This is a genomic window from Paenibacillus sp. FSL R7-0204 (genome assembly GCF_038002225.1).
Taxonomy (GTDB): domain Bacteria; phylum Bacillota; class Bacilli; order Paenibacillales; family Paenibacillaceae; genus Paenibacillus_AQ.
In genome coordinates this window covers 478,800-505,350 of the sequence record NZ_JBBOCA010000001.1, presented here as the reverse complement: position 1 = coordinate 505,350, position 26,551 = coordinate 478,800, and the positions used below count along the sequence as shown (strand labels likewise).

Annotated in this window: 26 protein-coding genes; 10 read left to right on the top strand and 16 right to left on the bottom strand. The window is 53.4% G+C overall.

Annotation, left to right across the window (positions count from 1 at the left end; all coding sequences use genetic code 11):
- Window positions 1-9: 9 nt before the first annotated feature.
- From MKX42_RS02425 to MKX42_RS02400, 6 genes are all read right to left on the bottom strand, one after another.
- Window positions 10-1,245, bottom strand: a complete 1,236-nt coding sequence (locus MKX42_RS02425; RefSeq protein WP_340750949.1) for an alpha/beta hydrolase family protein — start codon at window positions 1,243-1,245, stop codon at window positions 10-12.
- A 139-nt stretch (window positions 1,246-1,384) separates the two neighbouring features.
- Window positions 1,385-1,819: a DUF3021 family protein gene (locus MKX42_RS02420; RefSeq protein WP_340750947.1), complete on the bottom strand. Its 435-nt coding sequence runs from the start codon at window positions 1,817-1,819 to the stop codon at window positions 1,385-1,387.
- Window positions 1,820-1,833: 14 nt separating this feature from the next.
- Window positions 1,834-2,154, bottom strand: a complete 321-nt coding sequence (locus MKX42_RS02415; RefSeq protein ID WP_235191764.1) for a LytTR family DNA-binding domain-containing protein — start codon at window positions 2,152-2,154, stop codon at window positions 1,834-1,836.
- Between the two features lie 391 nt (window positions 2,155-2,545).
- Complete coding sequence (locus tag MKX42_RS02410) at window positions 2,546-4,174, bottom strand: copper amine oxidase N-terminal domain-containing protein (protein ID WP_340750945.1); 1,629 nt, start codon at window positions 4,172-4,174, stop codon at window positions 2,546-2,548.
- A 740-nt stretch (window positions 4,175-4,914) separates the two neighbouring features.
- Window positions 4,915-5,769, bottom strand: a complete 855-nt coding sequence (locus tag MKX42_RS02405; RefSeq protein ID WP_340750943.1) for an SDR family oxidoreductase — start codon at window positions 5,767-5,769, stop codon at window positions 4,915-4,917.
- A gap of 128 nt (window positions 5,770-5,897) precedes the next feature.
- Window positions 5,898-6,482 carry an NAD(P)H-dependent oxidoreductase gene (locus tag MKX42_RS02400; protein ID WP_340750941.1) on the bottom strand — a complete coding sequence of 195 codons (585 nt, stop codon included), beginning with the start codon at window positions 6,480-6,482 and terminating at the stop codon, window positions 5,898-5,900.
- Window positions 6,483-6,603: 121 nt separating this feature from the next.
- On the opposite strand from MKX42_RS02400, the gene MKX42_RS02395 reads away from it, so the two are divergent.
- Together MKX42_RS02395 and MKX42_RS02390 are read left to right on the top strand one after the other, a co-directional pair.
- Complete coding sequence (locus MKX42_RS02395) at window positions 6,604-7,032, top strand: MarR family winged helix-turn-helix transcriptional regulator (protein WP_340750939.1); 429 nt, start codon at window positions 6,604-6,606, stop codon at window positions 7,030-7,032.
- A gap of 112 nt (window positions 7,033-7,144) precedes the next feature.
- On the top strand, window positions 7,145-8,179 hold the full coding sequence (locus MKX42_RS02390; protein ID WP_340750937.1) for a C40 family peptidase: 1,035 nt from the start codon (window positions 7,145-7,147) through the stop codon (window positions 8,177-8,179).
- 228 nt (window positions 8,180-8,407) lie between these two features.
- Here MKX42_RS02390 and MKX42_RS02385 read toward each other — a convergent pair whose 3' ends face one another.
- Window positions 8,408-8,749 carry a zinc ribbon domain-containing protein YjdM gene (locus MKX42_RS02385; RefSeq protein ID WP_339252233.1) on the bottom strand — a complete coding sequence of 114 codons (342 nt, stop codon included), beginning with the start codon at window positions 8,747-8,749 and terminating at the stop codon, window positions 8,408-8,410.
- Between the two features lie 136 nt (window positions 8,750-8,885).
- Here MKX42_RS02385 and MKX42_RS02380 point away from each other — a divergent pair, with 136 nt between their 5' ends.
- The 3 genes from MKX42_RS02380 (at window position 8,886) to MKX42_RS02370 (ending at window position 11,433) form a co-directional block, all read left to right on the top strand.
- Complete coding sequence (locus tag MKX42_RS02380) at window positions 8,886-9,371, top strand: GNAT family N-acetyltransferase (RefSeq protein WP_340750936.1); 486 nt, start codon at window positions 8,886-8,888, stop codon at window positions 9,369-9,371.
- A 72-nt stretch (window positions 9,372-9,443) separates the two neighbouring features.
- The gene (locus MKX42_RS02375) at window positions 9,444-10,412 is read left to right on the top strand and encodes a catalase family peroxidase (RefSeq protein WP_340750934.1); all 969 of its coding nucleotides are present in this window, start codon (window positions 9,444-9,446) and stop codon (window positions 10,410-10,412) included.
- 133 nt (window positions 10,413-10,545) lie between these two features.
- A complete protein-coding gene (locus MKX42_RS02370; RefSeq protein WP_340750932.1) occupies window positions 10,546-11,433 on the top strand; it encodes a diacylglycerol/lipid kinase family protein in 888 nt (295 codons plus the stop codon).
- 63 nt (window positions 11,434-11,496) lie between these two features.
- Here the strand turns inward: MKX42_RS02370 and MKX42_RS02365 are convergent, their stop codons facing one another.
- The 3 genes from MKX42_RS02365 to MKX42_RS02355 all read right to left on the bottom strand — a co-directional run bounded on the left by MKX42_RS02365 (window position 11,497) and on the right by MKX42_RS02355 (window position 13,647).
- Window positions 11,497-12,372 (bottom strand): phosphotransferase family protein, encoded by an 876-nt coding sequence (locus MKX42_RS02365; RefSeq protein WP_340750930.1) that lies wholly within the window; start codon window positions 12,370-12,372, stop codon window positions 11,497-11,499.
- 147 nt (window positions 12,373-12,519) lie between these two features.
- Entirely contained in the window at window positions 12,520-12,993 is a 474-nt protein-coding gene (locus MKX42_RS02360) for a DinB family protein (protein WP_340750928.1), read from the bottom strand.
- Between the two features lie 108 nt (window positions 12,994-13,101).
- A complete protein-coding gene (locus tag MKX42_RS02355) occupies window positions 13,102-13,647 on the bottom strand; it encodes a hypothetical protein (protein ID WP_209868779.1) in 546 nt (181 codons plus the stop codon).
- A gap of 118 nt (window positions 13,648-13,765) precedes the next feature.
- Here MKX42_RS02355 and MKX42_RS02350 point away from each other — a divergent pair, with 118 nt between their 5' ends.
- The gene (locus MKX42_RS02350; protein ID WP_340750926.1) at window positions 13,766-14,680 is read left to right on the top strand and encodes a phosphatidate cytidylyltransferase; all 915 of its coding nucleotides are present in this window, start codon (window positions 13,766-13,768) and stop codon (window positions 14,678-14,680) included.
- 74 nt (window positions 14,681-14,754) lie between these two features.
- On the opposite strand, the gene MKX42_RS02345 is transcribed toward MKX42_RS02350, so the two are convergent.
- The 3 genes from MKX42_RS02345 to MKX42_RS02335 are packed head-to-tail and all read right to left on the bottom strand — an operon-like array spanning window position 14,755 to window position 18,445.
- The gene (locus MKX42_RS02345) at window positions 14,755-16,998 is read right to left on the bottom strand and encodes a carbohydrate-binding domain-containing protein (RefSeq protein WP_340750924.1); all 2,244 of its coding nucleotides are present in this window, start codon (window positions 16,996-16,998) and stop codon (window positions 14,755-14,757) included.
- Between the two features lie 27 nt (window positions 16,999-17,025).
- The gene (locus MKX42_RS02340) at window positions 17,026-17,709 is read right to left on the bottom strand and encodes a DUF4956 domain-containing protein (protein ID WP_340750922.1); all 684 of its coding nucleotides are present in this window, start codon (window positions 17,707-17,709) and stop codon (window positions 17,026-17,028) included.
- The gene (locus MKX42_RS02335; RefSeq protein ID WP_340750919.1) at window positions 17,702-18,445 is read right to left on the bottom strand and encodes a polyphosphate polymerase domain-containing protein; all 744 of its coding nucleotides are present in this window, start codon (window positions 18,443-18,445) and stop codon (window positions 17,702-17,704) included. The genes MKX42_RS02340 and MKX42_RS02335 overlap by 8 nt, the downstream gene beginning before the upstream one ends.
- Before the next feature lie 166 nt (window positions 18,446-18,611).
- On the opposite strand from MKX42_RS02335, the gene MKX42_RS02330 reads away from it, so the two are divergent.
- Window positions 18,612-19,289 carry a response regulator transcription factor gene (locus MKX42_RS02330; protein ID WP_340750918.1) on the top strand — a complete coding sequence of 226 codons (678 nt, stop codon included), beginning with the start codon at window positions 18,612-18,614 and terminating at the stop codon, window positions 19,287-19,289.
- Complete coding sequence (locus tag MKX42_RS02325) at window positions 19,289-20,563, top strand: sensor histidine kinase (protein WP_340750916.1); 1,275 nt, start codon at window positions 19,289-19,291, stop codon at window positions 20,561-20,563. The genes MKX42_RS02330 and MKX42_RS02325 overlap by 1 nt, the downstream gene beginning before the upstream one ends.
- Before the next feature lie 61 nt (window positions 20,564-20,624).
- Here the strand turns inward: MKX42_RS02325 and MKX42_RS02320 are convergent, their stop codons facing one another.
- Together MKX42_RS02320 and MKX42_RS02315 are read right to left on the bottom strand one after the other, a co-directional pair.
- Entirely contained in the window at window positions 20,625-20,843 is a 219-nt protein-coding gene (locus MKX42_RS02320) for a hypothetical protein (RefSeq protein WP_340750914.1), read from the bottom strand.
- A gap of 71 nt (window positions 20,844-20,914) precedes the next feature.
- Window positions 20,915-22,180, bottom strand: a complete 1,266-nt coding sequence (locus MKX42_RS02315; RefSeq protein ID WP_340750912.1) for a YncE family protein — start codon at window positions 22,178-22,180, stop codon at window positions 20,915-20,917.
- Between the two features lie 146 nt (window positions 22,181-22,326).
- On the opposite strand from MKX42_RS02315, the gene MKX42_RS02310 reads away from it, so the two are divergent.
- On the top strand, window positions 22,327-22,974 hold the full coding sequence (locus tag MKX42_RS02310; protein ID WP_340750910.1) for a Vat family streptogramin A O-acetyltransferase: 648 nt from the start codon (window positions 22,327-22,329) through the stop codon (window positions 22,972-22,974).
- Between the two features lie 90 nt (window positions 22,975-23,064).
- On the opposite strand, the gene MKX42_RS02305 is transcribed toward MKX42_RS02310, so the two are convergent.
- The gene (locus tag MKX42_RS02305) at window positions 23,065-24,132 is read right to left on the bottom strand and encodes a polysaccharide deacetylase family protein (RefSeq protein ID WP_340750908.1); all 1,068 of its coding nucleotides are present in this window, start codon (window positions 24,130-24,132) and stop codon (window positions 23,065-23,067) included.
- Window positions 24,133-24,667: 535 nt separating this feature from the next.
- On the opposite strand from MKX42_RS02305, the gene MKX42_RS02300 reads away from it, so the two are divergent.
- Entirely contained in the window at window positions 24,668-26,323 is a 1,656-nt protein-coding gene (locus tag MKX42_RS02300) for a cellulase family glycosylhydrolase (protein ID WP_340750906.1), read from the top strand.
- The last annotated feature ends 228 nt before the right edge of the window (window positions 26,324-26,551 follow it).

Here is a 26,551-nt window from a genome sequence, read left to right as displayed (position 1 = left end):
CATCCCCACTTAATACACCGCCTGCGGCGCAAACTGCCCGTTGCCTTTTAACGTGTAGTCGTAGAACTCAAGAATTAGCCTATTCATGGTCTCAATACAGTAATACTTATCGATATCCGCCTGCCCGCGCTGTAACATATTCGCAAGGATGGGGGAGAACAGCGGCAGGTCGGTCAGGCTTAAGTGCTTGGCTCCCTCAAAATGAACGGTATAGGCATCCTTGAAGTTCGGATTGTCGGTCTTATTCGCCGCATAAGCCGAGTTCTTCCCGAGCTGTCTCCACACATCGTCCGTATAGATGTTCAGCAGCGGTACGCGGTAGGGTTCATTTTTGGCCGCCAGATCATTCAGCTTCCGGTCATACACCAGCTCGGTGAAGAACGGCGCATCCAGATTCACAACAGCATCCACATCACTGCGCTCCCGGCCGAGCGCCACGCTTGCCGCACCGCCCATCGAGTGGCCGAATACGCCAATGTGCCCCGTATCAATCCGCTGGTACACGGGTTCCTCGCTACTGGCGGCTTTCTCCAGGATATGATCGATTACCAGATTCATATCCCCGGTCCGCAGCTTCATCCATTTACGCGTAAGGCCATACAGCTCTTCCACGGTGTACACTCCGTCCTTATTGGAATCGTTAACCTCCCGCATATATTCTGCATTAACCATAGTGACCTTCCCGTCCACGCCTTGTGTATAAAAAGAATGGTAGGGGTGATCGATGGATACCACAACATAGCCGTGGCTGGCCAGCTCCGTGAAGGTTGACGTGTTGCTCTCTCTAACTCCATAAGCACCATGAGAAAAGACCACCAACGGATAGGTACCCCCGGCATAGTCCGGATACCAGAATTTCACGTTCACCCTCCGGCTCTCCCCCGTATCTGTAAATCCCTCCATCCGGTCAGGGTCCGTATAGGTGTATACTGCCGTTCTGACCTCATATTCCCCTGTTACTTCAGGTGTACGATACTGCGGGAATAGAACAGGCGGGATAAGTGCGATTAGCAGCGCCACAGCGGTTAGCAGCCTTTTCCACACACGGCTTGAACGTCTGGACGGTCTCACGGCCGCCTTCTTACGGATCAGATTAACCGAGCCTTTCAGCGCAAAAACAAACAGCAATGCCGCCAGTAATACCAAGCTGAAGCTCCAATCGATAACGGGGGACAATATAAGAATAACGAATACGATAAACAGGGTGATTCTAATCCAGCTTATGAGCTTAATGCCGCTGTGCATAGGGATTCTCCTTTTCGCGTTAAGTGATGAACTCATCATAAAAAACTGCGAAAAGGGTGTATACCCATTTACGGTAAGCTGTAGCTACAGGGCAATAAGATGCAAAAAAGCCCCACAAAGCGCGATATTGACTAAGGAATTACTCTCGGATGTCCTGCTTCACCGCCTTCAGCCGCTCATTAATCAGCTCCGCTTCCTTCTTATCCTTCTCATAGGACAGCAGACGGACAATGGCATAGACTACAGCGATTTGCAGGGCAAACAGCAGTGCAGCGGACACACTGGCCACAGCTCCAATCAGGCTGGCAAGGGTAATCAACAGAAGCTCCAGCAGGAGAAAATGAATCACGATTCTCACACGCATCGCCCGCTCACTCATCCCGTCAGGAGCGTACAACATCAAGCCTGTCAATGCCCCAAGCAGGGAGAAGCCCATGATCGTATAGATGGATATCAGGTCAAAGGCGAGTTCCGGCATAAAAATCTGCCGCAGCACCGTAATGATTATGATGATGGATGCGAAGATAACCAGAAAATCACGGATGATGTCTTTGGCAACCTCAGAACGCTTCATGCTATGATCCCCCTTTATAATCCAAGTCTTTGCTTCAGTACGGGCACATACTGTCTTGAAATGACTACACGTTCCCCATTATCAAGCAGTGCTGTGAACCTGCCGCTGAGGGATGGACGCACACTTTCGATCTTGGCGATATTCAGAATCGTGGATTTGGAGGCACGAAAACAGTTCTTGTCCCGGCACAGCTCCTCCAGCTCATACAGCTTCTGCTTCACTTCATGCACCTGGTTCTCGCTGTAGACAAACACTTTGCCGTCCACGGCTTCGAAATAATAGACGTCACTGAGCTTGATGCGGCTGACCCGCTCTTCCTGGACTCCCAGGAGCACAAGGGTCTCTGCCTTAAGCTTATGTACAATCTCACTGATCTCTTCGTTTGCTTCATAGCATCTGATGATGATTTCCTCTTGCTGCTCCCTGCTGATATGCTCGATGGAAATTTTGATAGGATCACCTGCGTTAATTCAGATTGGAAGGTCTGTTGCCTAATTAATGTACATGATACGGGAACCGCTCCCATACGACAAATATAACTTCTACAGGTACGCCAAAAGGCTGGTACTGTTCATGTGTGGACCCTTCCTTATCTGATAGGTTGTCAATGTAAAAAACGGATTCCGCGCTCAACAAAAACCCGCAAACGGAACCTGTTACAGTGAGCCGCTTGCGGGCTTGGTCTAATCCTGCCCTAAAATAGAAGGTTAACTTCCGTTCACAAAATCACATGCTCTTAGTCAACGTAATAGACTGATCGGCGTTGCCCCATTGTACGTTCCAGCCCAGCAATTCGGTGATGAAACGAAGGGGAACTACGGTTCTGTTGTCGTCGTTCACAAAGACTTTGGCGCCGACGGATTTTCTCATGCCGTTGACTTCCATGAAGTCTTTGTTCATCCAGAATACCAGGGTGTCGTTGCCTGCTGTAATCGTAACCTGTTGAGCTTGTTTGTCCCATTTCACCTCTGCCCCGATGCCTTCACTCAGATAACGAAGCGGGATGTAGGTCATTCCGCTCCAGATGAACGGCTTGGTATCCATTTGAGTTACTTGTCCGTTAATGTTCAGGACGCCGCTGCCGACCTTCATCCAGACTTTCATCATGGAAGCAGGATCTGCTGGTGTTGCAGGTGCGGGTGCTGCTGCATCCTGGAACTTGTCGTTGAACTGTGTAACAATCGCATTGCCCAGCGCTTGGCCTACCCCGAACATCGTTTTGTAGCCCTCGCGGTTCGTCTTGTAAGAAGCGTCATTGTTGCCCGCTGCATATTGCGTAAGCACCTGCTGTACCTGATTCTCGTGTGTGGTCAGTGCGGATTGCCCCGCCGACTTCGGCAGATTGCCTGCTGTAGCCGAATCAAGGAAGGCTGCGAATTCAGTGGTGAAGCCGGCGATACGCGCTTCAACTGCCGCTTTTGCCGCTGCATCATTGTTCTTCACTGCCGTTACGAAATCAGCCTGGGCATTCACATGATTCGTGACCCAGATCTTCTCGAAGGCCGCTGCCCCGTCTGCACCATAGATAGAAGCAATTGCTGCCTTGAAGTCTGCCGTATTCATAGCTTCGGCTGCAATCAGCGCATTGGAAGCCGCTCTTCCGTCATATTGCTCCTGCATTTGCAGGACGGACAAGGCGAAGTGTTCACCCGCTAACTGGTTGAGTGCGGATCTCAGATCAGCAGCCTTGGTATCTGCCTTGGTATTCTCGAATTTAGCAGGCATTTGCGTGGTAATCGCACTGGACAAGGCCTTGCTGATGCCAAACATCTCAGCATACCCCTTACGGTAGGCTTCATACGCGCCCTTGTAATCACCGGTTGCATAATCCTCGAACACTTCCTGGACATGGTTCTCATGACTGCGGATAACCTGCTTCGCGGCTGCTGCCGGAAGCTTGCCCTCTGTTGCTGTGCCGAGGAAATTCCCGAATTCGTCTACAAAGCCGCTTACTTTATCTTCTGCAGCTTTGACGGCTGCGGTGTCCTTGTTCTTCGTCGCCTTCACCAGATCGTCGGTGTACTTGTTATGTGCACGGAAAATCCGTTCAAATTCTGCCGCGCCTGCATCGCCGTACAGTGAAGCAATGGCGGGCTGCATATCGAGTGCATTCTGATCAAGCGCCTGGTAAGCTGCTGCCGCATCCTTGGTACCGTCATAGGCCTTCGTCATTGCGGTTACGGCAAGGGTGAAATGCTCGGAGAGCAAATAATCCAGGCCCGCTCTCAGCTCGGCTGCCGGTGTATTCACCGAAGCCTTCATCATTGTGGCTGCCGGAGCTGCCTCCGCACCTGCCAGCGCAGGTACCATTAGGGTCAAGCTTAACATGGGAACGACTAGCTTCTTCATCTTCATCTCACTTCACTCCTTGGGTTGGTATAATATGTGGTGTTCACGTTGCCTGTCTGCCTGTTTGCCTGTACATACACTGAAACGCAGGGAATTCAGGTTTGGATCACCATCCCGCACAAAAAAATAAACACCACCCCCAGCCTTCGCCCCCCCAATCGCCTTGTATCTCTAGCCGCAGCGCGGCTTACACCTTATTTCAGCCTGCTATTACATCATTTAATTAATTTGCGCAGTAGTGCCCCTAGTAGGTCGTCAGATTAAAAATAGTGGAGCAGACGCAATTCCTCTTCAAATTACTTCTTTTTTCCAAGCGGGGGGTTGTTCTTCAGGGGCGTTTGGCTTAGCGTAACGGACTGAGACGCTCTTATTTGGGAAGAAAGTCGTCAATTAGGCGAGTAACGGACTCCACAGGCCTTATCCTTTGCACTTCAGCTCCGAACCATCTCATAGAGAGACGATAAGGTCGCCTGAGTCCGTCAAGCTGCAAAAAGTGGCGTTTTCGCGGGGATAAGACCTCTCCGGTCCGTTAGATTTTGGGTTGATAAGTTTTAAAAAGCTTATTCATCCTTTTAAATCTGATGCTGTACTAGTTTGCTCCCGCTGAACTACATTCAGCCCGCTCGGATCAGTTAAGCACAAAAAAGGCTGTCCGCCGGTTGCCGAAACAACCGGTATAGGACAGCCTCTTCATAGCAAGCCTGCCAGTGTATTACTGGCGGGTCTTGTTCATCATGCGGATTAAGTTACGCCAGCAATGCGCGAACACCTTCACTCAGCGGGGTAAGCGGACGGTTCAGCAGCTTCGCAAGATCGCCGCTCTCGATATTCAGCGCGCCATCACGGATGGCTGCCTGAATGGCAACGACGATCGGCAGCGCCGCTTCCGGCACACCTGCACCTGCCATAATCTTCGCATAGGCGGTGTCATCCACCTGCTGCACGGCCACCTCCTGGCCTAGAACCTCACCGACCACCGCTGCCAGCTCTGCCTGGGTAAGCGGAGTGCCGGACAATTCGTAGATGACACTCTCACGGCTCTCTCCAGCCAGAACAGCAGCAGCCGCTTCAGCATAGTCGCTGCGCAATGCCCAGCCGACCTTGCCGTCTTCGGCTGAGGTCAGCCAAGGAGCGCCGGCCTTCACGGCCTGAATGGAGCCGACTTCGTTCTCCAGATACCAGTTATTGCGCAGGAAAGCATACGGAATGCCGGATTCACGGATGAACTCTTCTGTCGCACGGTGTACCGGCGCCAGGAACAGGGAGCTGTTATCCGCATCGCCTACACTGGTGTAGACGATGAAGCCTACACCAGCACGGACAGCGGCGTCTACAGCTGCCTTATGCTGGCGGATACGTGTGTCATTGTCGCCGTCAGCCGAGACGATCAGCAGGCGCTCCACTCCGGCAAAAGCGGTATCCAGCGTCTCCGGCTGATCGAAATCACCATGACGGACATCGACGCCGCGCGCCTTCAGGGCTTCTGCCTTCTCCGGGTTTCTGACACTGGCTACAATATTCTCAGCGGATACGGTCTTCAGCAGAGTCTCTGCTACGATGGAACCAAATTTGCCTGTTGCTCCTGTTAATGCGATTGTCATCTCAAATTCCTCCATTTGGGTTCTTGTATTTCAATCTCAGCTCTAAGCTCTTGTTGACATCGGTAATCACCACTAATGTAACCATTGTAGTTACAAGTTGGCCGGATGTCAAATAGATTGTGCAAGATTCACCCCACTGTCTTGAAATAGCGGTAGATCTGCTCCAGCTTCTTGCTATGCTTCCCCTTCTTGCTCTCCATGTTACCGAATTCGAAGAACTTCACCTTACGGATGCCCACGTAGTTGAACAGAGCTTTGCGCATCAGTATCTTATGCGAGTTCCCCAGCCACAGCAGCGGGTAGTGGGTCGGCCCCTTCATGCTGGAAATGCAGATCACGCTCTTCCCCTTGAGCAGCCCCTCCGGCAAAAGTCCGCCCTTATCCCGGTAGGCGAAGCCCGATGCAAACATCCGGTCAATGTAGCCCATCAGCATCGCCGGAGGGCGTCCCCACCAGATGGGATAGACCAGAACGATCTGATCGGCCCACAGCAGCTGCTCCCTGTACGCTGCCAGCTCCGGTTCCCGGTACATATCCCGTCTGCGCCGATTCTCATTGAACACCAGGACCGGATCGAATCCGGCCTCATACAGATCAAGCACCTTGACTTCCGTAATCTTGGCATTCTCCTTACTGCCCCGCAGCACTTCCTCCAGGAAGGCGTAGCTCAGGCTCTTATGGTTCGGATGGGTGTAGATTACAAGTGTATTCATCAGTGTTATTCCCCTTTAGTTGTCATTTGATAACCAAAACATAACACAGCCGCAAATTACTTGTCAAATGATAATTGTTTTTTGATAATTATTCTGGTATTGTGACCTCTGAGGTGATCTTATGGACAACAACCATCTTTTTCAAAAATTCATTGCCTTCACCACTGCCGTCCATCAAATAACGAATGATATTTCCAAAGATGTGAACTCAGACGGCTTAACGCCGCTGCAATATAAGATTGTCGAATACATCGCCGTCAGCCAGCCTGTTACGCTCAGCGAGATCAGCGACTGCATGAACATGTCGATGCCCAATACGAGCCGGGAGCTGAAGAAGCTCAGCGAAAAAGGGCTATGTACCCGCATCACCGACCCCGCTGACCGCCGCAGGCAGGGAATTACGCTCTCCGCCGCAGGCGAGGCGTTGATGAATGAGGCGTTCTCGCAGATAGCCGTGCGGTTCGAGCAGCGCATCGCCGGCCTGAGCGCTGAGGAACGCAAAGAGACCGAGCGGGCGCTCGATCTCTTGCACAAGAAAGTATTTTATTGAGCCTGAGGATATATCCTGTCTCCATATTCCTGCCAACAATTGGCACAAAACCAATTCACACCAATCGCGTCTAACTGGATAGAGTTAAATCTATCCATAAGGTGATGAATCCATGACAACAAGAACGACTATGCTGCTGTCTCTGCTTGGACTGGCCCTGTTATTGCCAGAGCGCGTCCATGCAGATGCAGCCCCTTCACCCCAGCCCATCTCCATCTACCTGGACGGGCAGCGGCTCCAGCCGGAGACCCGGCCGCTGAACATCAGCGGTACTGTACTGGTTCCCATGCGCGGCTTGTTCGAAGCCCAGGGGGCTGAGCTCTCCTGGAACAATGCAAGCAAGACCGTAACCGCCGTCAAAGGCGGCACTGCACTTACCTATACCTTAGGCTCGTCCACAGCTCTGCTGAACGGGAAGACCACCCAGCTGACTGTACCGGGACAACTGTCGCAAGGCTACAGTATGATTCCTCTGCGCTTCGTCAGTGAAGCACTGGGCAGCCAGGTGAGCTGGGAGCCGGCCTCGGGCTCCGTTCTTATCTCCTCGGCGGCCGCCTACGAGACCACGGTCACCTGGGGGGTCAACCTGCGCAGCACCCCGGAAGCCGGGAGCAGCGCCACTAGCCAGAGCCTGCTGCCCGCCGGAAGCAAGGTCCATGTTATCCGTGAGGTTGATGCCCTCTGGCTGGAGGTGCGGACCGCAGATCATGTGAGAGGATATGTATCTTCCAAGCCGAAATTCACGGATTACAGAAGCCCCTCGCTGCTCCAGAAGCAGGGAGAGGCAGTGATTAACGAGGGCCGGAAATACCTGAATACCCCTTATGAATTCGGCGCTTCTCCTGAGCAGACGGATACGTTCGACTGTTCTTCTTTTGTGAAGCGTGTGTTCGGAGATACGCTTGGGATTGAGCTTCCCCGCGTCTCCTATGATCAGGCGCAGGAAGGCCGAAAGATTAGCCTGGACGAGCTGCGCACCGGAGATCTGCTGTTCTTCACCGCCAGAGGTCTCGACGTCGGACATGTAGCCATCTATGCCGGAAATAACCGGATACTGCATACCTACTCCAAGGAGCAGGGTGTACATATGGAGGATTTCAGCAGCAAGTGGAAGCAGCGGTTTGTTACCGCGCGGCGGATTCTATAACGGGGGAGAGATTAGGCAAACCATGTAACAGTTGGATTTTCTACACTTGCTGTTAAGCAAATGCCCCATTCAGGAGTGACAGTTGGAAAAAAGGCACTTCATCTGACCAAACGTGGCCGATTCTATGAGATTCGGTGAATCAGGTGTACTTTTTCCAACTGCTTCTTCATATGACTCCATTCCGCCAGAAATAAGTGCCTTATTTCCATCTCTTCCGCCTGCTTCATGCTATGCCTTGCGCACAAACTCCGATTTCAGCTTCATTGCGCCGAACCCGTCGATTTTGCAGTCGATATCATGGTCACCATCCACCAGCCGGATATTCTTCACCTTGGTGCCTATCTTCAGAACGGACGAGCTGCCTTTGACCTTGAGATCCTTAATCACCGTTACGGTGTCCCCGTCAGCCAGTACATTTCCGTTAGCATCCTTAACTACCTTCTCTTCTTCACCGCTTGCACTTCCTGCATCCAAAGACCACTCATGTCCGCATTCCGGGCAAACCAGAAGCGCTCCGTCCTCATAGGTGTACACAGAGCTGCACTGCGGGCAATTTGGCAATTCATTCATGATTTCATTTCTCCATTCCTGCTTAAGCATGTGTTATAGGGATAAGTCTGTCTAAGTTTAACATATAACTTGATTTAACTCAGTTATTAAATTACTATCTAATTAGATAGTAATTTAATAACTAGGTGGTATTATTATGATCCGGTTAGAAGCTGTTACCAACCCGCTGTCTCCAGAGAGTCTCACTATCCAAGCCTCTATCTTAAATTCACAGCCTGAATTCAATCTGATGGTAGAGCATAAGTCTTACCTTGAACCGCTGGAGCTGCAAGCAGAGAACCGTAAGAACCTCGCCATGGGTGAGAAAATGCTGTACATCAAGTTCCGTGATCGCGTCGCCGGCCTGCTCACTTATCTCCCAGACTACGGCCCGGATCACTATCCCTGGATTGGCCTCCTTGTGATTCACCGGCAGTATAGCCGGCAAGGGTTAGGGAAGGCTGCTGTGCATGAACTAGAGAGAAGATTCCAGCAACAGGGTGCACAAGCTGTCAGACTGGCTGTCCAACTCGAGAATAAGGCCGGTGAGCTGTTTTGGACTCTGAACGGATATGGCCGGATCAGAGGTGCCGTCGATAACCATGGTAACCAGGTGAATGTCTACGGGAAGCAGTTTGGATGAGTGATGGAAGTGGTAATAATTAGAAGATAGCTTGTATACGTTATAAATGACCATGAAGGAGTGAAAGCGGGTATGAATGAATCGGAATCGGAGCACAGCAGCAGCCAGCCTGCCGCAGACACCGGGGAGAATACAGCGCTTGCCGCCGAGGCAGTAGACGCGATCGAGAAACTGTCCGGTGTCCATCCCGGATACCGGCGTGCCCATGCGGCGGGAGTCTGCTGCCGCGGCTTTTTCCGTCCGAGCGGACTGGGGAAGGAGTTCACGGAAGCGGAACACCTTCAGGAGCAGCAGGTGAATGCCATTATCCGCTTCTCGGGCAGCTCCACCGATCCGGCACTGGCGGATCTGCTCTCCCCTGCCAAGGGGATGGCTGTCCAGTTCATCCTGCCGGATGGCGAGGTTACGAATCTGCTTGGAGTGACCGTCCCTGTCTTTTTTGCGCGGACCCCGGAGTCCTTCATCGACATTGTGCGTATGGCCCACCGGCTGCGGACCGGGACACTCGGACCGATTGAGCTGATGAAGGAAATTGTCAGCCATTTCAGCGAGAGCAAGGAGGCCCTGTTCGCTGTGCGGCGGCTGAAGCCTCCTGCCAGCTACGCCGAATGTCATTACTACTGCATCCATGCTTATGTGCTGGTCAATGCAGAGGGCAGGCAGCAGTCTGTCCGGTTCGAGTGGGTTCCCGAGACGGGCGTACGCACACTGACGCTGGAAGAGGCTGCGCAGCAGCCGGACCGCTATCTGGAGGATGAGCTGGAGCTGCGCTTCAAGGATGAGCCGGCCATCTTCCAGCTGGTCGCTGTTCTCGGGGAGGAAGGCGATGCTACGGACGATCCCACGCGTGCCTGGCCCGAAGAGCGCCGCAGAATCGATCTCGGACGGCTGCATATTTCAGAGATCTGCCCCGATCCGAAATATCTGCTCATGGACCCTACGATCCTTACACCCGGCATGCTCCTCTCGGATGACCCGATTCTCAAGTTCCGCAGCGCGGCCTACGCCGAATCTTATGGACGGCGGATCGAAGGAAGATAGCCGCAGCAGACAGCGGCAGATATACACCGGCCCAGCGCCAAAGGGACACTGCGCCTTTTGGCGCTTTTGATTCAAACGCTATACTTAGTTGGTTAATGGATATTAATCCGGTTACAAGAGAGAGGAGTGCAGTATGCAGCAGGCCATGGTCATCATGAACCCGTCGTCCGGCAAGGCAGAGGCGCGGGATTATATCAGAGCAGCGGAAGAGGTGCTGCAAGGTGCAGGATATCAGGTTACCGTCCAGGAGACCGCAGGAGAAGGAGATGCAACCGCCTTCTGCCTCCAGGCCTGCGCCGAGTGCTATGATCTGGTGGTTGCCATTGGAGGAGACGGAACGCTCCATGAGACGATGAACGGCCTCACAGATCAGCAGCACCGCCCTACACTTGGCATTGTTCCAATGGGCACCGTCAATGATTTCGCCCGCGCGCTACAGATTCCGCTTGTTCCTGAAGAGGCAATCCAGAGTCTGGCTTCGCCCCGGACCCGAAGAGTCGATATGGGCCGGATGAATGACCGGCTGTTCGTCAATGTGGTGGCCGCAGGCTCTCTGGCAGGCTCCCTCTCCTCGGTCAGCTCCGAAGACAAGAGCCGGCTCGGGTTCCTTGCTTATCTAAAAGAGGGCATTAAGGAGCTGGCCAGCAATACTGCACATACCCTGACGATTACTCACGACGGGGAGATCTGGGAAGGCTCCTCCCCGCTGTTCATTGCTGCGCTGACGAATTCCGTCGGCGGCTTCGAGAAGCTTGCCCCTGCTGCCGCTGTAGATGACGGCCTGCTCCATTGCTTCATCGTCAAGGACCTGCACCTGCTGAATTCCGTTACGGTCAGCATCTCCCTGCTGCTCGGCAATCTGCGGAATCATAAGGATGTCATCTACTTCACAGCCAAGGAGGTCTCCGTCCGCTCCACCGAGCCGGTACAGACGAATGTGGACGGCGAGCAAGGTCCACCGCTGCCGATTCGCTTAAGCACCATTCCGCGCCACATTCAGGTCGTGGTGCCGGAGGACTGATCAGCTCTGACAACTCAGGAGTTCCAGGCTACAGATCACAGGCATTCGGCAAAAGCCTCTTCCTCAGCTAATTCCGTGCAGCTCTGCGAAGTCCTCATCCAGTGTCCATTCGAGACGTCTGACCCATTCACGCTGCACTTCCTTAGGCGCTATCTGCAGGCGGTGCAGGATATTCCATACCCTGTACAGACTCGCCGCCTTCATCTGCTGCGGTGTGAAAGATAACGGGTTAACAGACAGATAGCCCTGCATGAAGGCCGTGTTAAGCAGCACGGATTGTACGGGATAATGGTGCTTCGTGAACCAGCAGACCCAGGCTACATCATTCAGCGGGCTGCCCCATTCCGCCCATTCCCAGTCCAGCACATGCAGTATATCATCGGCTTCACAGAGCAGATTATGTACTCCGTAATCGCCATGGGTCAGGACCCACGGAAGCTCCCCGGCCTCCGCCGCAGACAGAAAGTGAAGCGACTGCCTGCCGAGAGCGGCGGGAACGAATTCCAGCTTCTGAATCACCTGACCCAGTGCAGACCTGTTGCTGAGCCGGATCTCTGTCTCTTGCGGCTGATAAGGGCGGGAATGAATCTGGGCAGCCAGCAGCTGCCCCATTCTGCTGTAGATCCGCTCAGCTCTTATCCAGTCCCTGGCATCCAGAATCGATTGGGCGTTCCCGCCCTGCATGCAGTCCATGATGATGATGCGCATTCCGTCCATCTCTGCCACCTCATGGACCACCGGGGTATCACAGCTTCCCTGTACCAGCCGCATGACCTGAACCTCATTGAGCGTATCTTCATTGGACAGATTTGTTATTTTGGCTACAAGCGGCGGCTCCGCCCCCGCCATCAGATAGGTGAGATTCGTATATCCCCCTGTCAGCCGTTCCAGCCGGCAGGCATATCTTGCTTCCAGACCTCTGATGATGTTCTCAATCATGATATGAATCCCTCTCTTTTCCCTTCGGTAGACCCTATGCCAAGAATATCACATGCTCCAGATTAATACAGGATAAGGTATTCTGCACAGCAAAAAGACCGGCAGGAATCTTCAGCCAGTCTGTCCGCCCCTTCTATGCTTCTTACGTTACTTGGCCAGGGTGTACAGCTTATGCAGCAATACGATCTGGCCGATATGATAGGCATTATGTGTCGCCGCATTACTGATGAGCTCCCACCATGCCGCGGGCTCCGGGAACCCGTTCACCTGGTTCTCCAGCCCTTCCTCGGACAACAGGTCCTGCCAGGCCAGCATTGTGTCCACCAGTCTGCCGCGGAGCTCACCGAAGGAAGTATCCGCAGGAAGCATGAAGCTCAGGTGATTATCCCCCACCGGAGGCACGGCATCCATATGCCCCTCCCGGTACCGGGTCTGCCAGGCTTCATTCCAGTACAACAGATGAGCGGTAAGCTCGGCAATGCTGAACAGCCCTTGGCCGGGTTTCCAGAAAGCTTCTTCCTCGGCGACCTCCTCTGTTGCCTGCATATACGGCAGATGCCAGCTTGGGTCATTGGCGCCAGCCAGCAATTGATCAGCCAGCACATCCTTGGCGTGAACCATTTCTTCACTCCCCTTTTTTCAATTAAAATATCACACTCCCAGCGGAATAAGCCCGGTAAGTTTCTTGTATAAGTAAAGTCCCCTTCCCTACCGGGAACGAGGACTTCTCTACCTGCTGGAGGGCTTGTATTCGCTCAGCTTGCCGTAATAGACCAGATGCAGCCGGTCGCTCTGCCGGAAGTCATCCGGGGTGACGAGTGCAGGCAGCTTGTTCCACAGCTTAATGCCCGAGCGCTCCAGAATCTCGGCAACAAACTGCGAACAGAAATACGAGTTGCTGAACTCTACCGGCTCCTTCAGTGCAATGCCGATGACACCGAGGATATTGTAGAGATACTTCTGGCGGCTGCGGATGAAGACCTGGAGCACCCGCTTCATTTTCTCAACCTCACGGTCCGTAACCTGAAGCTCGTAGATAACGCAGGTCGTCTCCGGGTATTTGCTGTAGGTGCCTGTGCGGATATCCTCCTTCACGAACCCCCCGTTCAGCGGATTGGCCGGATGCTTCCTTCCAAAGCTATATAGCTCGGACAGCTCCCGGTTAAACGAGATCGAGGCATGATTATACGGCGCTTTGGTATAACCCTGAATGAGCTTCGTGAACAGCGTTCCCGTATTGGTGAGCATGATGTACACCGATGGATCTGCTGACATTTACAATATTTCCCCTTATCAAGTCAGTTGTTTTACTTCATAATAAGCTGGACGCTCTGTCTATTTTAGCATAAAATTCCTATATTGAAATGATACCCGAGACAAGTTGGTGATTGTAATGAACCGTTCTTTATTCACACTAGTTCTGATCTTTGCAGCTCTATCGGTGATCCATGTGCTGTATCTTGTGGTCAGCAAATTACAGAAGGACAAGGATTATACCGGAATCGGCTTCCGTATCCGAACCTGGTGGGGCATGCTGTTCATCTTCTGCCTGGCTACCCTGTCTAACGCCCTGGTCTCTCTGCTCTCCCTGATGGTCCTGAGCTTCTTCGCCCTCAAGGAATACTTCTCCATGATCCGCACCCGAAAAGCAGACCGCAGGCTGTTCCTCTGGGCGTACCTGTCCATTCCGCTGCAATTCTACTGGATCTACGTGGAATGGTACGGGATGTTCATTATCTTCATTCCAGTCTATGTGTTCCTGCTGCTGCCGATTCCCCGGCTGATTAACAAGGGAACGCTCGGCTTCCTGCGCGGTGTCAGCGCGGTGCAGTGGGGACTGATGCTGATGGTCTTCGGGCTTAGCCATCTGGCCTATTTCCAGTTCGCCACGCCGGAATACGGCGCAGGGCTGGTTCTCTTCCTGGTGGTGCTGACCCAGCTCAATGATGCCGTGCATTATCTGGCCTCGCTCTACATCGGCAAACACCGGATCGTCCCGACCGCCAATCCCCATCTGACCTGGGAGGGCTTCGTCTGCGCATTCGTGGTGACGACAGCAGGCTCTTACCTGATCTATTCTCATCTTACACCGCTGAATCCGGCCTTTGGCTATCTCTCCGGCATGCTGATCAGTCTCAGCGGCTTCTTCGGCAGCCTGACAGTCTCCGTCCTGAAGCGGGATCTGCTGATCGGGGACGATGACAAATTCGCTGCCCTTAAGCAAAGCTATCTGAGCCGCGTAGACAGTCTTGCCTACACCGCACCGGTATTCTTCCATGTGATCCGCTACTATTTCGACTTCATGTAGCCGCTGATCACACTTATATTTGTACAAAAACAGAGACTATCCGCTAATGGATAGTCTCTGCTCTGCTGTCCTGCTTAATTCTTGCTTGTACCTGCGCTGTCTGGAGCTGTAGTACCCGCATCGGCTGGCTTCGTGGTACCCGCATCGGCTGGCTTCGTGGTGCCCGCGTCGGCTGGCTTCGTGGTGCCTGCGTCCGCAGGCGGCGTTCCTCCCTCTCCGCCTGGTCCGTCTCCTGCTCCGGCTCTGTTGCCTCTGCCGCCGCCGAAGCCGCCACCTCCCGGCCCGCCCATACCGCTGCCGCCTGTGGTTACACCCGATGCATTCACCCATGTCACTGTACTGGTGATGTCAAAAGTAACGAATTTGCTGCCCCCGCTGTACGTCCCGCCGGTATACAGTCCATCCGCAGCTGTTCCAGTAGAGCTGCCTCCGGTATAGACGGTATAAGAGCCGTCCGTAAGCTCTGGAGCGCTGACCACTACGGTCTGGAAGCTCTTCGCCGGAGTGAAGGCCAGAATGGCCTTGCCGTCAGCATCTTCCAGGTGAACCATCGTTCCAGCCTGCTGGGTTGCAGCGAACTCCACGCTTACCGAATACTGGCCGGAGTCTTCGCCCGGAGCCTGTGCCATTCCTGATGCACCTGCGGCTACCAGGAATCCGCCGGTGATGTTGAAGGCTCCGTCATAATCTAAGGCGCCGTTGCCCGAGTTCTCGGGGCCATTCACAATAACGGTGCCTCCGGTCATAGTCACCGAGCCGTTGGAGTCCAGGCCATCGCCTGCGGCATCTACAATCAAGGTGCCGCCGCTGATGGTCAGCAGGTTGCTGCCGGTGCTGCTGAACGAATCCTGAGCCTGCGTTCCTGCTGCCGTATTAGTATCGTTGCCTCCGGCCACATTGACGCCATCGTCTGTGGCTGTCACATGGATCTCACCGCCGGATATGGTGATGTCCGCCCCTTCTATCCCTTCATAGCTCCGCGTAATATTGACGGTGCCGCCCGATATCGAGACCAGAGCATCGGCGTGAAGCCCGTCATCCCCTGTAGCGATCTGGAATTCCCCATCCGTTACCGAGATACTGCTGTTGCTGTGCAGCGCATCATCTGCGGCATCGATTGTGAAGCTTCCGCCGTTCACCGTCAGGTCGCCGCCTGCCTTAATCCCTTTGGCGCTGACGGATTCTGTCTCCGCCGCTGCTGCGGTGTCCGTCTGTGCCGCTGCTGCGGTGCCACTCTCCGCTGCTTGGGGCTGGTCAGCAGCCGGCGCAGCATCCATCGCAGGCGGCGTACCCCCTTCTTCCCCGGGAGCAGGGAAGGCTCCGCCCTCCGGACGCTGGCCGAAGCCGCCGCCCATTCCCGGCCCTCCCTGATCGCCGGTCTTCACCTCGGCATTCACATAGCCGCCGCCAGTCACCAGCGTGTAGGTGCCGCCGTCGATGACAGCAGCGGTCTCCGCTTGAATCCCGTCATTACCGGCCGTGATGTTGAAGGTTCCGGCGGCAATGGCGATGAAGCCCTTGGCAGCATCCTTGGCATTGGTTGATTTGATACCGTCGCCTCCTGCATGAATTGTAATATTGCCGTCCTGTATAGCTACTAGGTCCTTACCGACAATACCGTCATCCGCTGCCTTCACTTCAATGGTGCCGGACATGATTTTCAGATCATCCTTGCTGGTGATACCGTCGTTATAGTTGCCGGTTACCGTCAGCTTGCCGGTGCCGTTAACCGTCAGGTCGGCTTTGCTGAAGACCGCAGCGCCTGGCTCATCCTCAGCCCCATCTGCGAACACATACGCAGCTCCATCTGTCACACTGTTATCCGTGCCTTCCTGCAAGGTGATGACCACTTTGCCGGCTTCCTTAATGTAGACCGGAGCATTATCGCTGTCCGTCAGGTGAGCGCCATTCAGCACCAGCCTTACGGTCCCTTTGGCCTGCTCATCTACGATAATCTGTCCGTCACTTAGTGTACCGCTGAGCACATAAGTGCCTGCCTTCGTAATGGTCACTGTGCCCTCTTGTGCTGTGGCGCCTGCACCGTCTACCACAGCAGCAGTCCCATTCAGAGTTATAGCAGTCGAATCTGCTGCTGTCCAAGCGATAACAGCATCCTCTTCCTCCCAAGTCACAAGATCTGCTGCCTTTACACTTGCCAGCTGCACGGCGGCAGAGGTACTACTCTGCGCAGCCGCAACTGATGTACTCACGTTGTTACTTGTATCAGATGGCGTAGCAGCTTTTGCACTGCATGCCGACATGACTGCGGCGCATAGCAGCATAAGTCCTATTTTACCGGCTGTTAATCTGTTCTTCATCAGTCATCATTCCCTTCCTGCAGCGGATTAATATTCATTCATGACGGGCGCCATGGTCAGTGAGAGATCCAGGTTCCCGTTACGTGTACGGATGGCGTCCAGCAGCTCCTTCTGGCTCGTCTGCTCATCAATCGTTACAGCGTAGACCAGCTCATACAGGCTGCCCAGCTCCGTGGTTCTGATCTTCTTCAGCTCGTAGGCCACATTGAAGGTATTGAAGACCTCTGCGAAGGCTTCCTCATAGCCCAGATTCTCAGGGATCGTTACCTTCAGTGTCTTGTGCATCGTCTTCTTAAGTCCAAAGCCCGTTCGGTTAAGCAGGACCATCAGCACGCAGAGAATCAGGGTGAAGAATACCGCATAACCGAACGCTCCTACCCCGCAGGCCAGCCCGGAGGCCATAGTGAACAGAACGAAAGTGATATCCTTCGGATCGCCGGGGGCGCTTCGGAACCGGATAATCGAGAAGGCACCCGCCAGGCTGAAGGCCCGGGCCACATTGCTGCCGATAAGCAAAATGATGATCGCTACAATAACCGGCAGCAGTACCATGGTCAGCGTGAAGCTCTGAGAGTATCCGGCAGGGCTCGTCTTCATGTAGGTGAAGCTGATCAGTCCGCCGAGGATAATGGCGATGACGATGGTTAAGGCAGCATTCATGAATGTTAGTTCTGAAGTAGACTCAGCTACGGAAAATAATGAATCAAGCATAGCGGACACGCTCTCTTTCTGATTGGCTGTTTCGCAGCATTTTTTTGTATTCGTTGCCGTACTTGGAGAAGCTGGTGCGGTACATCTGATGCTCCGACAGCATCTTGGCCAGCCAGACCGGAATGGTCTTCTCCGCCTTCACTTCCATCAGCCATTGTCTCGGCTCCAGCAGCTCCTCGCCATACACGCCATGCTCCATCTTCAGATCATACCGGCGGCAGCGGATATTGGTATCGAAGGTGATGCGGAGATCTCGGTTATTTTTACAAAACATAGCCTTACGGTCATAGGACAAATACAGCTTCGGCTGCAGATCATAGCGGGTCAGCAAGTACTTGATCTCTTCGATCACCTGCTTGTTCATATAGCTCTCGAATTCAGGCTCCCTGCCGCTCTCGATGAATGCATAGGCTTCATCCAGCTTCAGCGGGGTTCTTCTTTTGTTAACCAGGCCCAGCACCTTCTTCTTGATCTCCAGATAGACTCTGGTGTCGCCTTCAGGAATGCCGTAGGCTCTGATGCGGAGCTTCTCCTTGTACTTCGGCTTCGCCAGGCTGCTGCGGATCAGGGAATTCTGCGGGGTGTCATAATACAGATTGGTGATGGAATAATATTCGTGCTGCTTGTTGTATGCATCAGGCTCCATATATTCCAGCAGTTCATGATAGAGCTTCAGATAGGATTCATGGTCGAACAGATATTTGTTCTCGTAACGGTTGAAGACCTCAATAGCCATGGGGATCAGTTCCTTTCAGGGGAGTAATGGGTGCCGCTTGCTTATGGATGTATCTTAGCCCCTGAACCTTTAACGAATCTTAAATGGGTTAAGGTTGATTAAAGGTCCCCTTGATATAATGGCATCAGCAGCAAATCCATTACTTAAGAAGAGGATGAGCCATCCCATGAGAATATTAATCGTAGAAGACGAGGTCCATCTGGCGGAGGCCTTAACCCAAATCCTCAAAAAACACAATTATTCGGTAGATGCGGTGCATGACGGCAGAGCCGGTCTCGATTATGCGCAGAGCGGGATCTATGACCTGCTGCTGCTGGATATTATGATGCCGGAGCTGGATGGAATCAGCGTGCTGAAGATGCTGCGCAAGGACGGAATCTCCACACCGGTCATCATGCTTACAGCTAAAGGAGAGATCACCGACATGGTGACCGGACTCGATCATGGAGCAGACGATTATATCGCCAAGCCATTCGCATCGGAGGAGCTGCTGGCCCGTATCCGGGCTGCCCTGCGGCGTAAGGGCGAGGTGATTCCTGACGATGCCCTGAAGTTCGGGGATCTGGAGCTGAATACGGCTAATCCGAAGCTGACGGTGAAGAGCAAGGAGATGAAGCTGAATCTGAAGGAGACGGAGCTGCTGGAGCTGCTGATCCTAAGGAAGCAGGCGGTCACCTCGAAGGAGCAGATCATTGAGAAGCTGTGGGGGTTCGATTCCGATGCGGAGCATAACAACGTGGAGGTCTATATTTCTTTTTTGCGTAAAAAGCTGACCTTCCTGAACTCGGAGGTGCGCATCATCACGATTAGGGGCGTAGGGTACGTGCTGGAGGGGAGTGCCTGATGTTCAATAAACTCCGAACCCGGTTCCTGATTGTCAATCTGGTCACCATCTCCATTATCATGCTGGTGGCCTTCGCCGCCATCTACATCTTCACGTACCGCAATGTGCAGGCAGACATCTATATGGCGCTCCACCGGATTGCGGACATGCAAGAGCGGGGGCCGGGGGGCGGACAAGGCCCGCGCGGTTCAGGCGGCGGCGGGGCAATGCCCGCGGGCCAGGGGCCGATCGACCCTTACCAGCCGGAGCGTTCCGTCTCCTTCATGGTGCAGACCGATGCCAGCGGCACGCTGACCGGCAAGGAATCGAAGTTCACCATGGACGATGAACTCTATACCGCCGCGCTGAAGGAGGCGCTCAGCCAGGGCAAGGACACCGGCCAGTTCACACTGGACGGCAGCCGCTGGATCTTCATGGTGAAGCCTGCAAGCAGCGGACAACAGTTGGTCTTCATGGACATCACCGCCCAGCAGCAGATCCTGACGAACCTGATCTATACCTTCGCGGCTGTCGGCCTGCTGACGCTGGTCATCCTGTACTTCACCAGCCGCTACTTTGCGGGGCGCTCGATTGCGCCGGTACGGGAGGCTTTTGACAAGCAGAAGCAGTTCATTGCCGACGCCTCCCATGAGCTGAAGACGCCGCTGACGATTATTAACACCAACGCGGATGTACTGCTGGCGAACAGTGAGGATACGATCCGCAATCAGGCAAAATGGCTGCAGTATATCAAGTCCGAAACGGAGCGGATGACCCGGCTGGTGGGCGATTTGCTGTACCTGACGGAGATGGATGACGCCCGGACCAGGAAGCTCCACAGCAGGTTCAACATGAGCGAAGCGGTAGAGAATATTATTCTGACCATGGAGTCCGTTCTCTTCGAGAAGAATATCTCCTTCGACTATGACATCCAGCCGGAGCTTACCGTGCCGGGCAACCCCGAGCAGATCCAGCAGGTGGTGATGATTCTGCTGGATAACGCAGTGAAATATACGAATCCTAAAGGCGCTGTCCATATCTCCCTCCATAAGCAGAACAGCGATGTCCTCCTCTCCGTCTCGAATACAGGGGAAGGCATCGCTGCGGAGCATCTGGCGCGGATTTTTGACCGCTTTTACCGTACGGATACCTCCAGAGCACGCAAGCAGGGCGGCTACGGGCTGGGTCTGGCTATCGCTAGGTCCATTGTGGACCAGCATCAAGGAAGGATTTACGTAAACAGTGTGGTTGGAGCGTCCACGACGTTCTATGTACAACTGCCCAGAATGGCGTAAAGTCTATAATTCCATAAACCAGCCACTTCCTTCCGGAAGCGTGCTGATTTATGGACTATCCTTAAAGGTAGGGGTTCCTTGTTAACCCCGCTGCTGGCATTGTGCACTCTTCTGCCTCCGCCCCGCTGGTGCGGGCCGAGTCTTCAGCGGCACTGTCATCTGTCTTCAGCAATACAATTATGAATTCGCCGATCCCGGGAACGTAGATCCGGGATACAGAATTCTCCTGGTCCATGCCCGACAGCTGTATCATGATATCTCCGGCTGATGTTATTTCCATCCTATGAGTCACCTCGCTCGTTAAGATAATGGCCTCAATTGGCATGGCACTGGATTCCTCTTCCTGGCCTCCTACGGATTGACGCCCACGGAGAACGGACGCGCGCCGACCGGTATGACACTAATCACAGCCTGGGTGACCCCATCAATGACCGATACCGTATTATCGTCCTGATTGGTAATATAGATGCGGTTCGTCAATGGATTAGCGCCCGCGCCGTTGGGATTATTTCCGACCGGAATGGTAGTAATCACCGTATTCGTTAACCCGCCAATCACCGATACATTATCGTCATCCCGGTTTGGTACATAGATGGCATTGGTAGAGATGTTCACTCCCGGCTCAGCCGGAGTCGTGCCGACAGACACGTTGGTGATCACCGTATTGGTCGCACCATCAATGACGGATACGGTGTTGCTGGTGAAGTTCGCGACATAAATCCGGTTCGTCAAGGGATCAACAGCCAAACGGAACGGGTTGACCTGCACGGGAATCTGGGTAATAACCGTATTCGTAGCCCCATCAATGACGGTAACAATGTCCGAGTTGAATTCAGCTACATAAATAGTATTGGTTAAGGAATTCACACCGATCCCCGTTGGAAAAGGAGAACCGCCGGCGGGAATAATGGTAGTCACCACAGTGTTGGTTAATCCGTCAATGACAGTGACCGTATTATCATTAAAATTCGCAACATAGATGGCATTGGTAGCGGTATTGACCGCGACTCCGCCCGCTCCGTCCCCGGCAGGAACGGTGGCCAGCACCGTATTGGTTAAACCGTCGATAACGGATACGTTGTCACCGTTCAAGTTGGCGACATAAATGCGGTTGGTTAACGGGTTCACGGCAATTCCAGCAGGATTCACCCCTACAGGGATGACTGCGATCACTGCACCTGTAGCACCGTTGATCACAGAAACATCATTGCTGTTGAAATTGGCAACATAGATACGGTTGACGGAGCCTGTGACTGCCCCCTCTTCAGCACCCAGTAGCTCAGCTGAGACAAGACGGTGGGCGGTAACCAGCCGCCCGGCTGAATCCTTGCCCCACACGGAGACTTCCGTCTGCAATTCAGCAAGTCCCTCCGTTGTAAAGACAAACTCATAGGCATCCAGATTGGCAAAGTAATTCCTTGTGATCACCTCGTCCGGGGAAACCGTAATAAGCTCGCTTACGTACAACGTTCTGGTGAGGGTCAAGTTGTACCCTTGGATCAGAATCGCAGACGGATTCACCGCATCCCGGCTATCAATCTTGACCGTCACCTGTACCGTAGGCCTTACACCGTTCACTGCATTATTCTCAATAGGCCCTGTTGATAGAATAGCCATTCCAGCCAAGCCTCCCAAGATAAGAGATTTGCAAACTACCAGTCTCTCATAATATATGTAAGAACTGTAGCGCCGCTTGGACTATACTATAGCTAGAATCAAATTATGGCTCGGCTGCCCATTCATGTGAGAAAGGTGTGATCCTATTGCATGCTACAGGACCAAATCCCAATGACATCCATCCGAATCCACAGATCAAGCAAGTCCGTTTCATCAAAAATACGCTGACCCGCTCCAACATCATCGCCGGAGACTTCTCCTACTATGATGATCCTGACGAGTCGGTATCCTTCGAGAGCCGTGTTACCCATCACTATGAGTTCATCGGGGACAAGCTGATGATCGGCAAATTCTGCGCCATCGCCAGGGGCACCGAGTTCATTATGAACGGCGCCAACCACCGGATGGGCTCGGTAACCACCTACCCCTTCAACATTATGGGCGGCGGCTGGGAGCAGGCCACTCCTCAGCTGGCGGATCTGCCCTACAAAGGCGATACTATCATCGGCAACGATGTCTGGATTGGCCAGAATGCCACCATTATGCCCGGTGTGACCATTGGCGACGGGGCGATTATTGCCGCTAATACTACTGTCACCAAGGATGTTCCTGCCTATCATATCGCCGGGGGCAATCCCGCACGGATTCTGCGGCAGCGCTTCGATGACGAGCTCATTGCCCTGCTGCTGGAGCTGAAATGGTGGGACTGGAGTCCCGAGAAGATCACCACCCATCTGGAGGCACTATGCAGCAGTGATCTGGAGCAGGTCAGAAGTCTGGTGGACAAGAACTGATGATAAGAGTACAGCAAAGGGGACATCCCGTAGGCCATGTAATGGCCGATTGGGATGCCCCCTTGTTGCTAGAGCAGGTATTAGGAACCTTTAGTTAATCTCCAAATAATCAATGTAAGCATCCCAAGTCCCGTCATCAGCGGTGACCACCAGCTCAATCACCTGATTGCCGGTTCCATGGCTGACATTGCTGATCGTATAGACCGCAGGGCTGCTTCCGCCATAGTAGAAGGTCCCCTTCGTTACCCCGCCGATCTTGAGGTCCACCCTGGCCATATTGGCGTTATTGGAGGCTCCGCGCAGGGAGAAATTATGGGTGCCGCTGGTGAAATTCTGAGTATACTTCACAGAATCATTATTCGCGTACAAGGCAACTCCGGAGAAGGGCGAGCTGATATTAGCAGTATATTGACCCGCCTTGGTCATGCTCTCCGCCTCTACCTTCGTTGCAGCGGGGCCAGGACCATTGCCGCCATCAGGCGCAACCGCCCTCCCGGTGGACGGCGAGATCATGCCTGAACACAGGTTACGGTTCTTGAGATTCTGTGCAATCTGCGGTACCGCCTGGAGTGTGGTCTGGTATTGGTCATGCATCAGGATGACATCCCCATTCTTCATAGTGCCTACCGCGGACACGATCTGGCCGGTGCTGGCTCCGTTCCAGTCCTGGGAATCCACGTTCCAGAGCACTTCGGTAAGGCCGTTCTGGGCCTCAATGGATTTGAGAGTCGCGTTAGTCGCCCCGTACGGCGGACGGAACAGCTTCGGAGCAGTTCCGGTAATCGATTGCAGCGTCTGCTGGGTATTCGTAATTTCCGATGTGATCTGGGAGGTGCCCACCTGCGTCAGATTGGCATGCGACCAGGAATGGTTGCCAATCCACATCCCTGCGTTCTTCTGGGCCAGGACGAGCGAAGGATTGTTCTGCGCATTCTGCCCGACATTGAAGAACGTGGCGCGCAGGCCATTCTGCTGCAGAGCATTCAGCAGGTTCGTCGTGTTGCTTGGATTCGGCCCGTCATCATACGTTAGAGCTACATAGCCGGCCGAGCAATCGGCGGCGAACACCTTCTCCCCGCCCACCGCCAACGCCCCCACAAATAAAGACACGACAAGCGACCCGATAGCTGCCCATTGTAGAGCTTTGCTTCTAAACATTCTTCTAATCTCCTCTCGGCTTGAATAGTTTGCTGACTGTAACCGTTAAAGCTGTAACTGTATGTATACGCTCCGTTGATGTCAATCGCTTACATTAGTAATTATAGCAATTATTCCCTTTTTAAGCTAGATGTGATTCTTGTAATTTGTGCTAAACAATTAGAAAAATGTATCATAAATTAGCGGTTTGGGAGAGATGTACGGTAACAAGTGGATTTACAACACCTATGCTTACTCTTTTTGCTGCTTTGGGTGAATCGGGATGATTTAAGTGCTGTTTATCCAATTACTGCTGTAACAGAGGCCATTTGCTCACCAGCAAGTGTAGATAATCTAACTATCTTCGGTCACCATAGCCTACCAGGCTTATCCCATAAGTGTATTGGTGCATATAGAGTAACTTCAGCGGCATCTCTTCCTATTTTATTCAATAATTTTCCATAATTCAGACTTGTCCAGGATGAATAGGTTTTCATTTTACCCGTATGATATAAAGTTCGACTTTATCAAGAACCATATACGAGGAGGAAGATGAATGACCTTTGGTTTCAGGACACTGGGGAAAATGCTTTTGGCTCTAACACTGCTTGCAGGTACCGCCGCTATTGCCGGACAGCCGGTGAAGGCTGAGGGGGCAGCGAAGCTTTTTTATCACACCTCAGGCAGCCGGATTGTAGATTCGCAGGGGAACCCGGCCGTGTTCAACGGCCTGAACTGGTTTGGCTTCGAGACGCCGAACTATTCCCCGCACGGATTATGGTCGCGTTCCATGGATGATGTGCTCGATCAGGTCCGCGCAGAAGGGTACAACTTGATTCGCCTGCCGTTCAGCAGTCAAATGTTCGATTCCGCTTCCCAGGCCAACAGCATTGATTATGCCAAAAACCCGGACCTGGCCGGTCTGACTCCGATCGAAATTATGGATACCTTAATCGAAAAAGCCGGCCAGCGCGGCATTCAAATCTTCCTGGACCGGCACCGTCCCGATTCCGGCGGGCAGTCGACGCTCTGGTATACCCCCGCATATCCTGAATCCCGTTGGATCAGTGACTGGGTGATGCTGGCTGCACGTTATGCGAATAATCCTACGGTAATCGGTGCCGACCTGCATAATGAGCCTCATGGCCCGGCAAGCTGGGGGACCGGTGATCTCAGCACAGACTGGCGGCTCGCGTCCCAGCGGGCAGGGAATGCAATCCTTGCGGTGAATCCGCACTGGCTGATCATCGTCGAAGGGATTGAGCAGAATGTGCAGGGTAACACCAGCAAGTACTGGTGGGGCGGCAACCTCACCGGGGTGCGGAATTATCCGGTAACGCTTACCGTACCGAATCAAGTGGTGTATTCTCCGCATGATTACGGCCCCGGGGTGGCGGAGCAGCCGTGGTTCAGCGATCCTGCTTTTCCGGCGAACCTGCCTGCGATATGGGATCAGACCTGGGGCTATATCAGCAAAGAAAACATTGCTCCTCTAATCTTGGGTGAATTCGGGGGCCGCAGCGTGGACACCCTCTCGGTGGAAGGGAAGTGGCAAAATAAACTAGTCGATTACATCGGCACGAATGATCTTTACTGGACCTACTGGACACTGAACCCCAACAGCGGGGATACCGGCGGTCTGCTGCAGGATGACTGGGCAACCTGGAACCGGCCGAAGCAGCTCATGCTGAACCGGATCATGAAGACGGTCACCTTCCCTCCTATTGAACAGCCTGGAGGCCCAGGAACAGGACCTGTAACTGCCACTCCGCTCTACCGCAGTGATGAGACCGGCAACAATGTGGGCTCCATCCGGGCAAGTCTCCAGCTGAAGAGCACTTCCACAGTCCCCGTCCCGCTAAGCCAATTCACAATCCGTTACTGGTTCACCCAGGACGGCAGCACCGCACACACCATGGAGATTGACTACGCCGTCGTCGGCAAAAACAATATCCAGACCACCATCGTCCCGCTCACGGTTCCAGTCCCGAACGCCGATGCCTACGCGGAAATCTCCTTCAAGAGCGGGGCAGGCAGCCTGGCTGCTTCCGGCTCGACCGGAGAGATCCAGTTCCGCATTCATAAGGATAACTATGCGAATTACAGCCAGGCTAACGACTACTCCTTCCGGCCGCTGCTGACCAGCTTCACCGCCAATGACCGGATCACTGTATATCATAATGGAACGCTGATCTATGGCGTAGAGCCTTAACCAAGTAGAAGGGACTGTCCCAAAATCCATGAAATGGATGCTTGGGACAGTTCTTTATTTTGGAGTAAGATCAACGTGCGCACTTGGGTGGACGCTCTGCGAACGGACCGCTGTTTAGGTCGCTGGAGTGGTTGCCGAGAAAAGAAGGCTACATCTTAGCGGTATGCCTAATGACGATGCCAAAAAGTTTAATTGGACAACTGAAGAACAAACGGAGTTCCGACGATT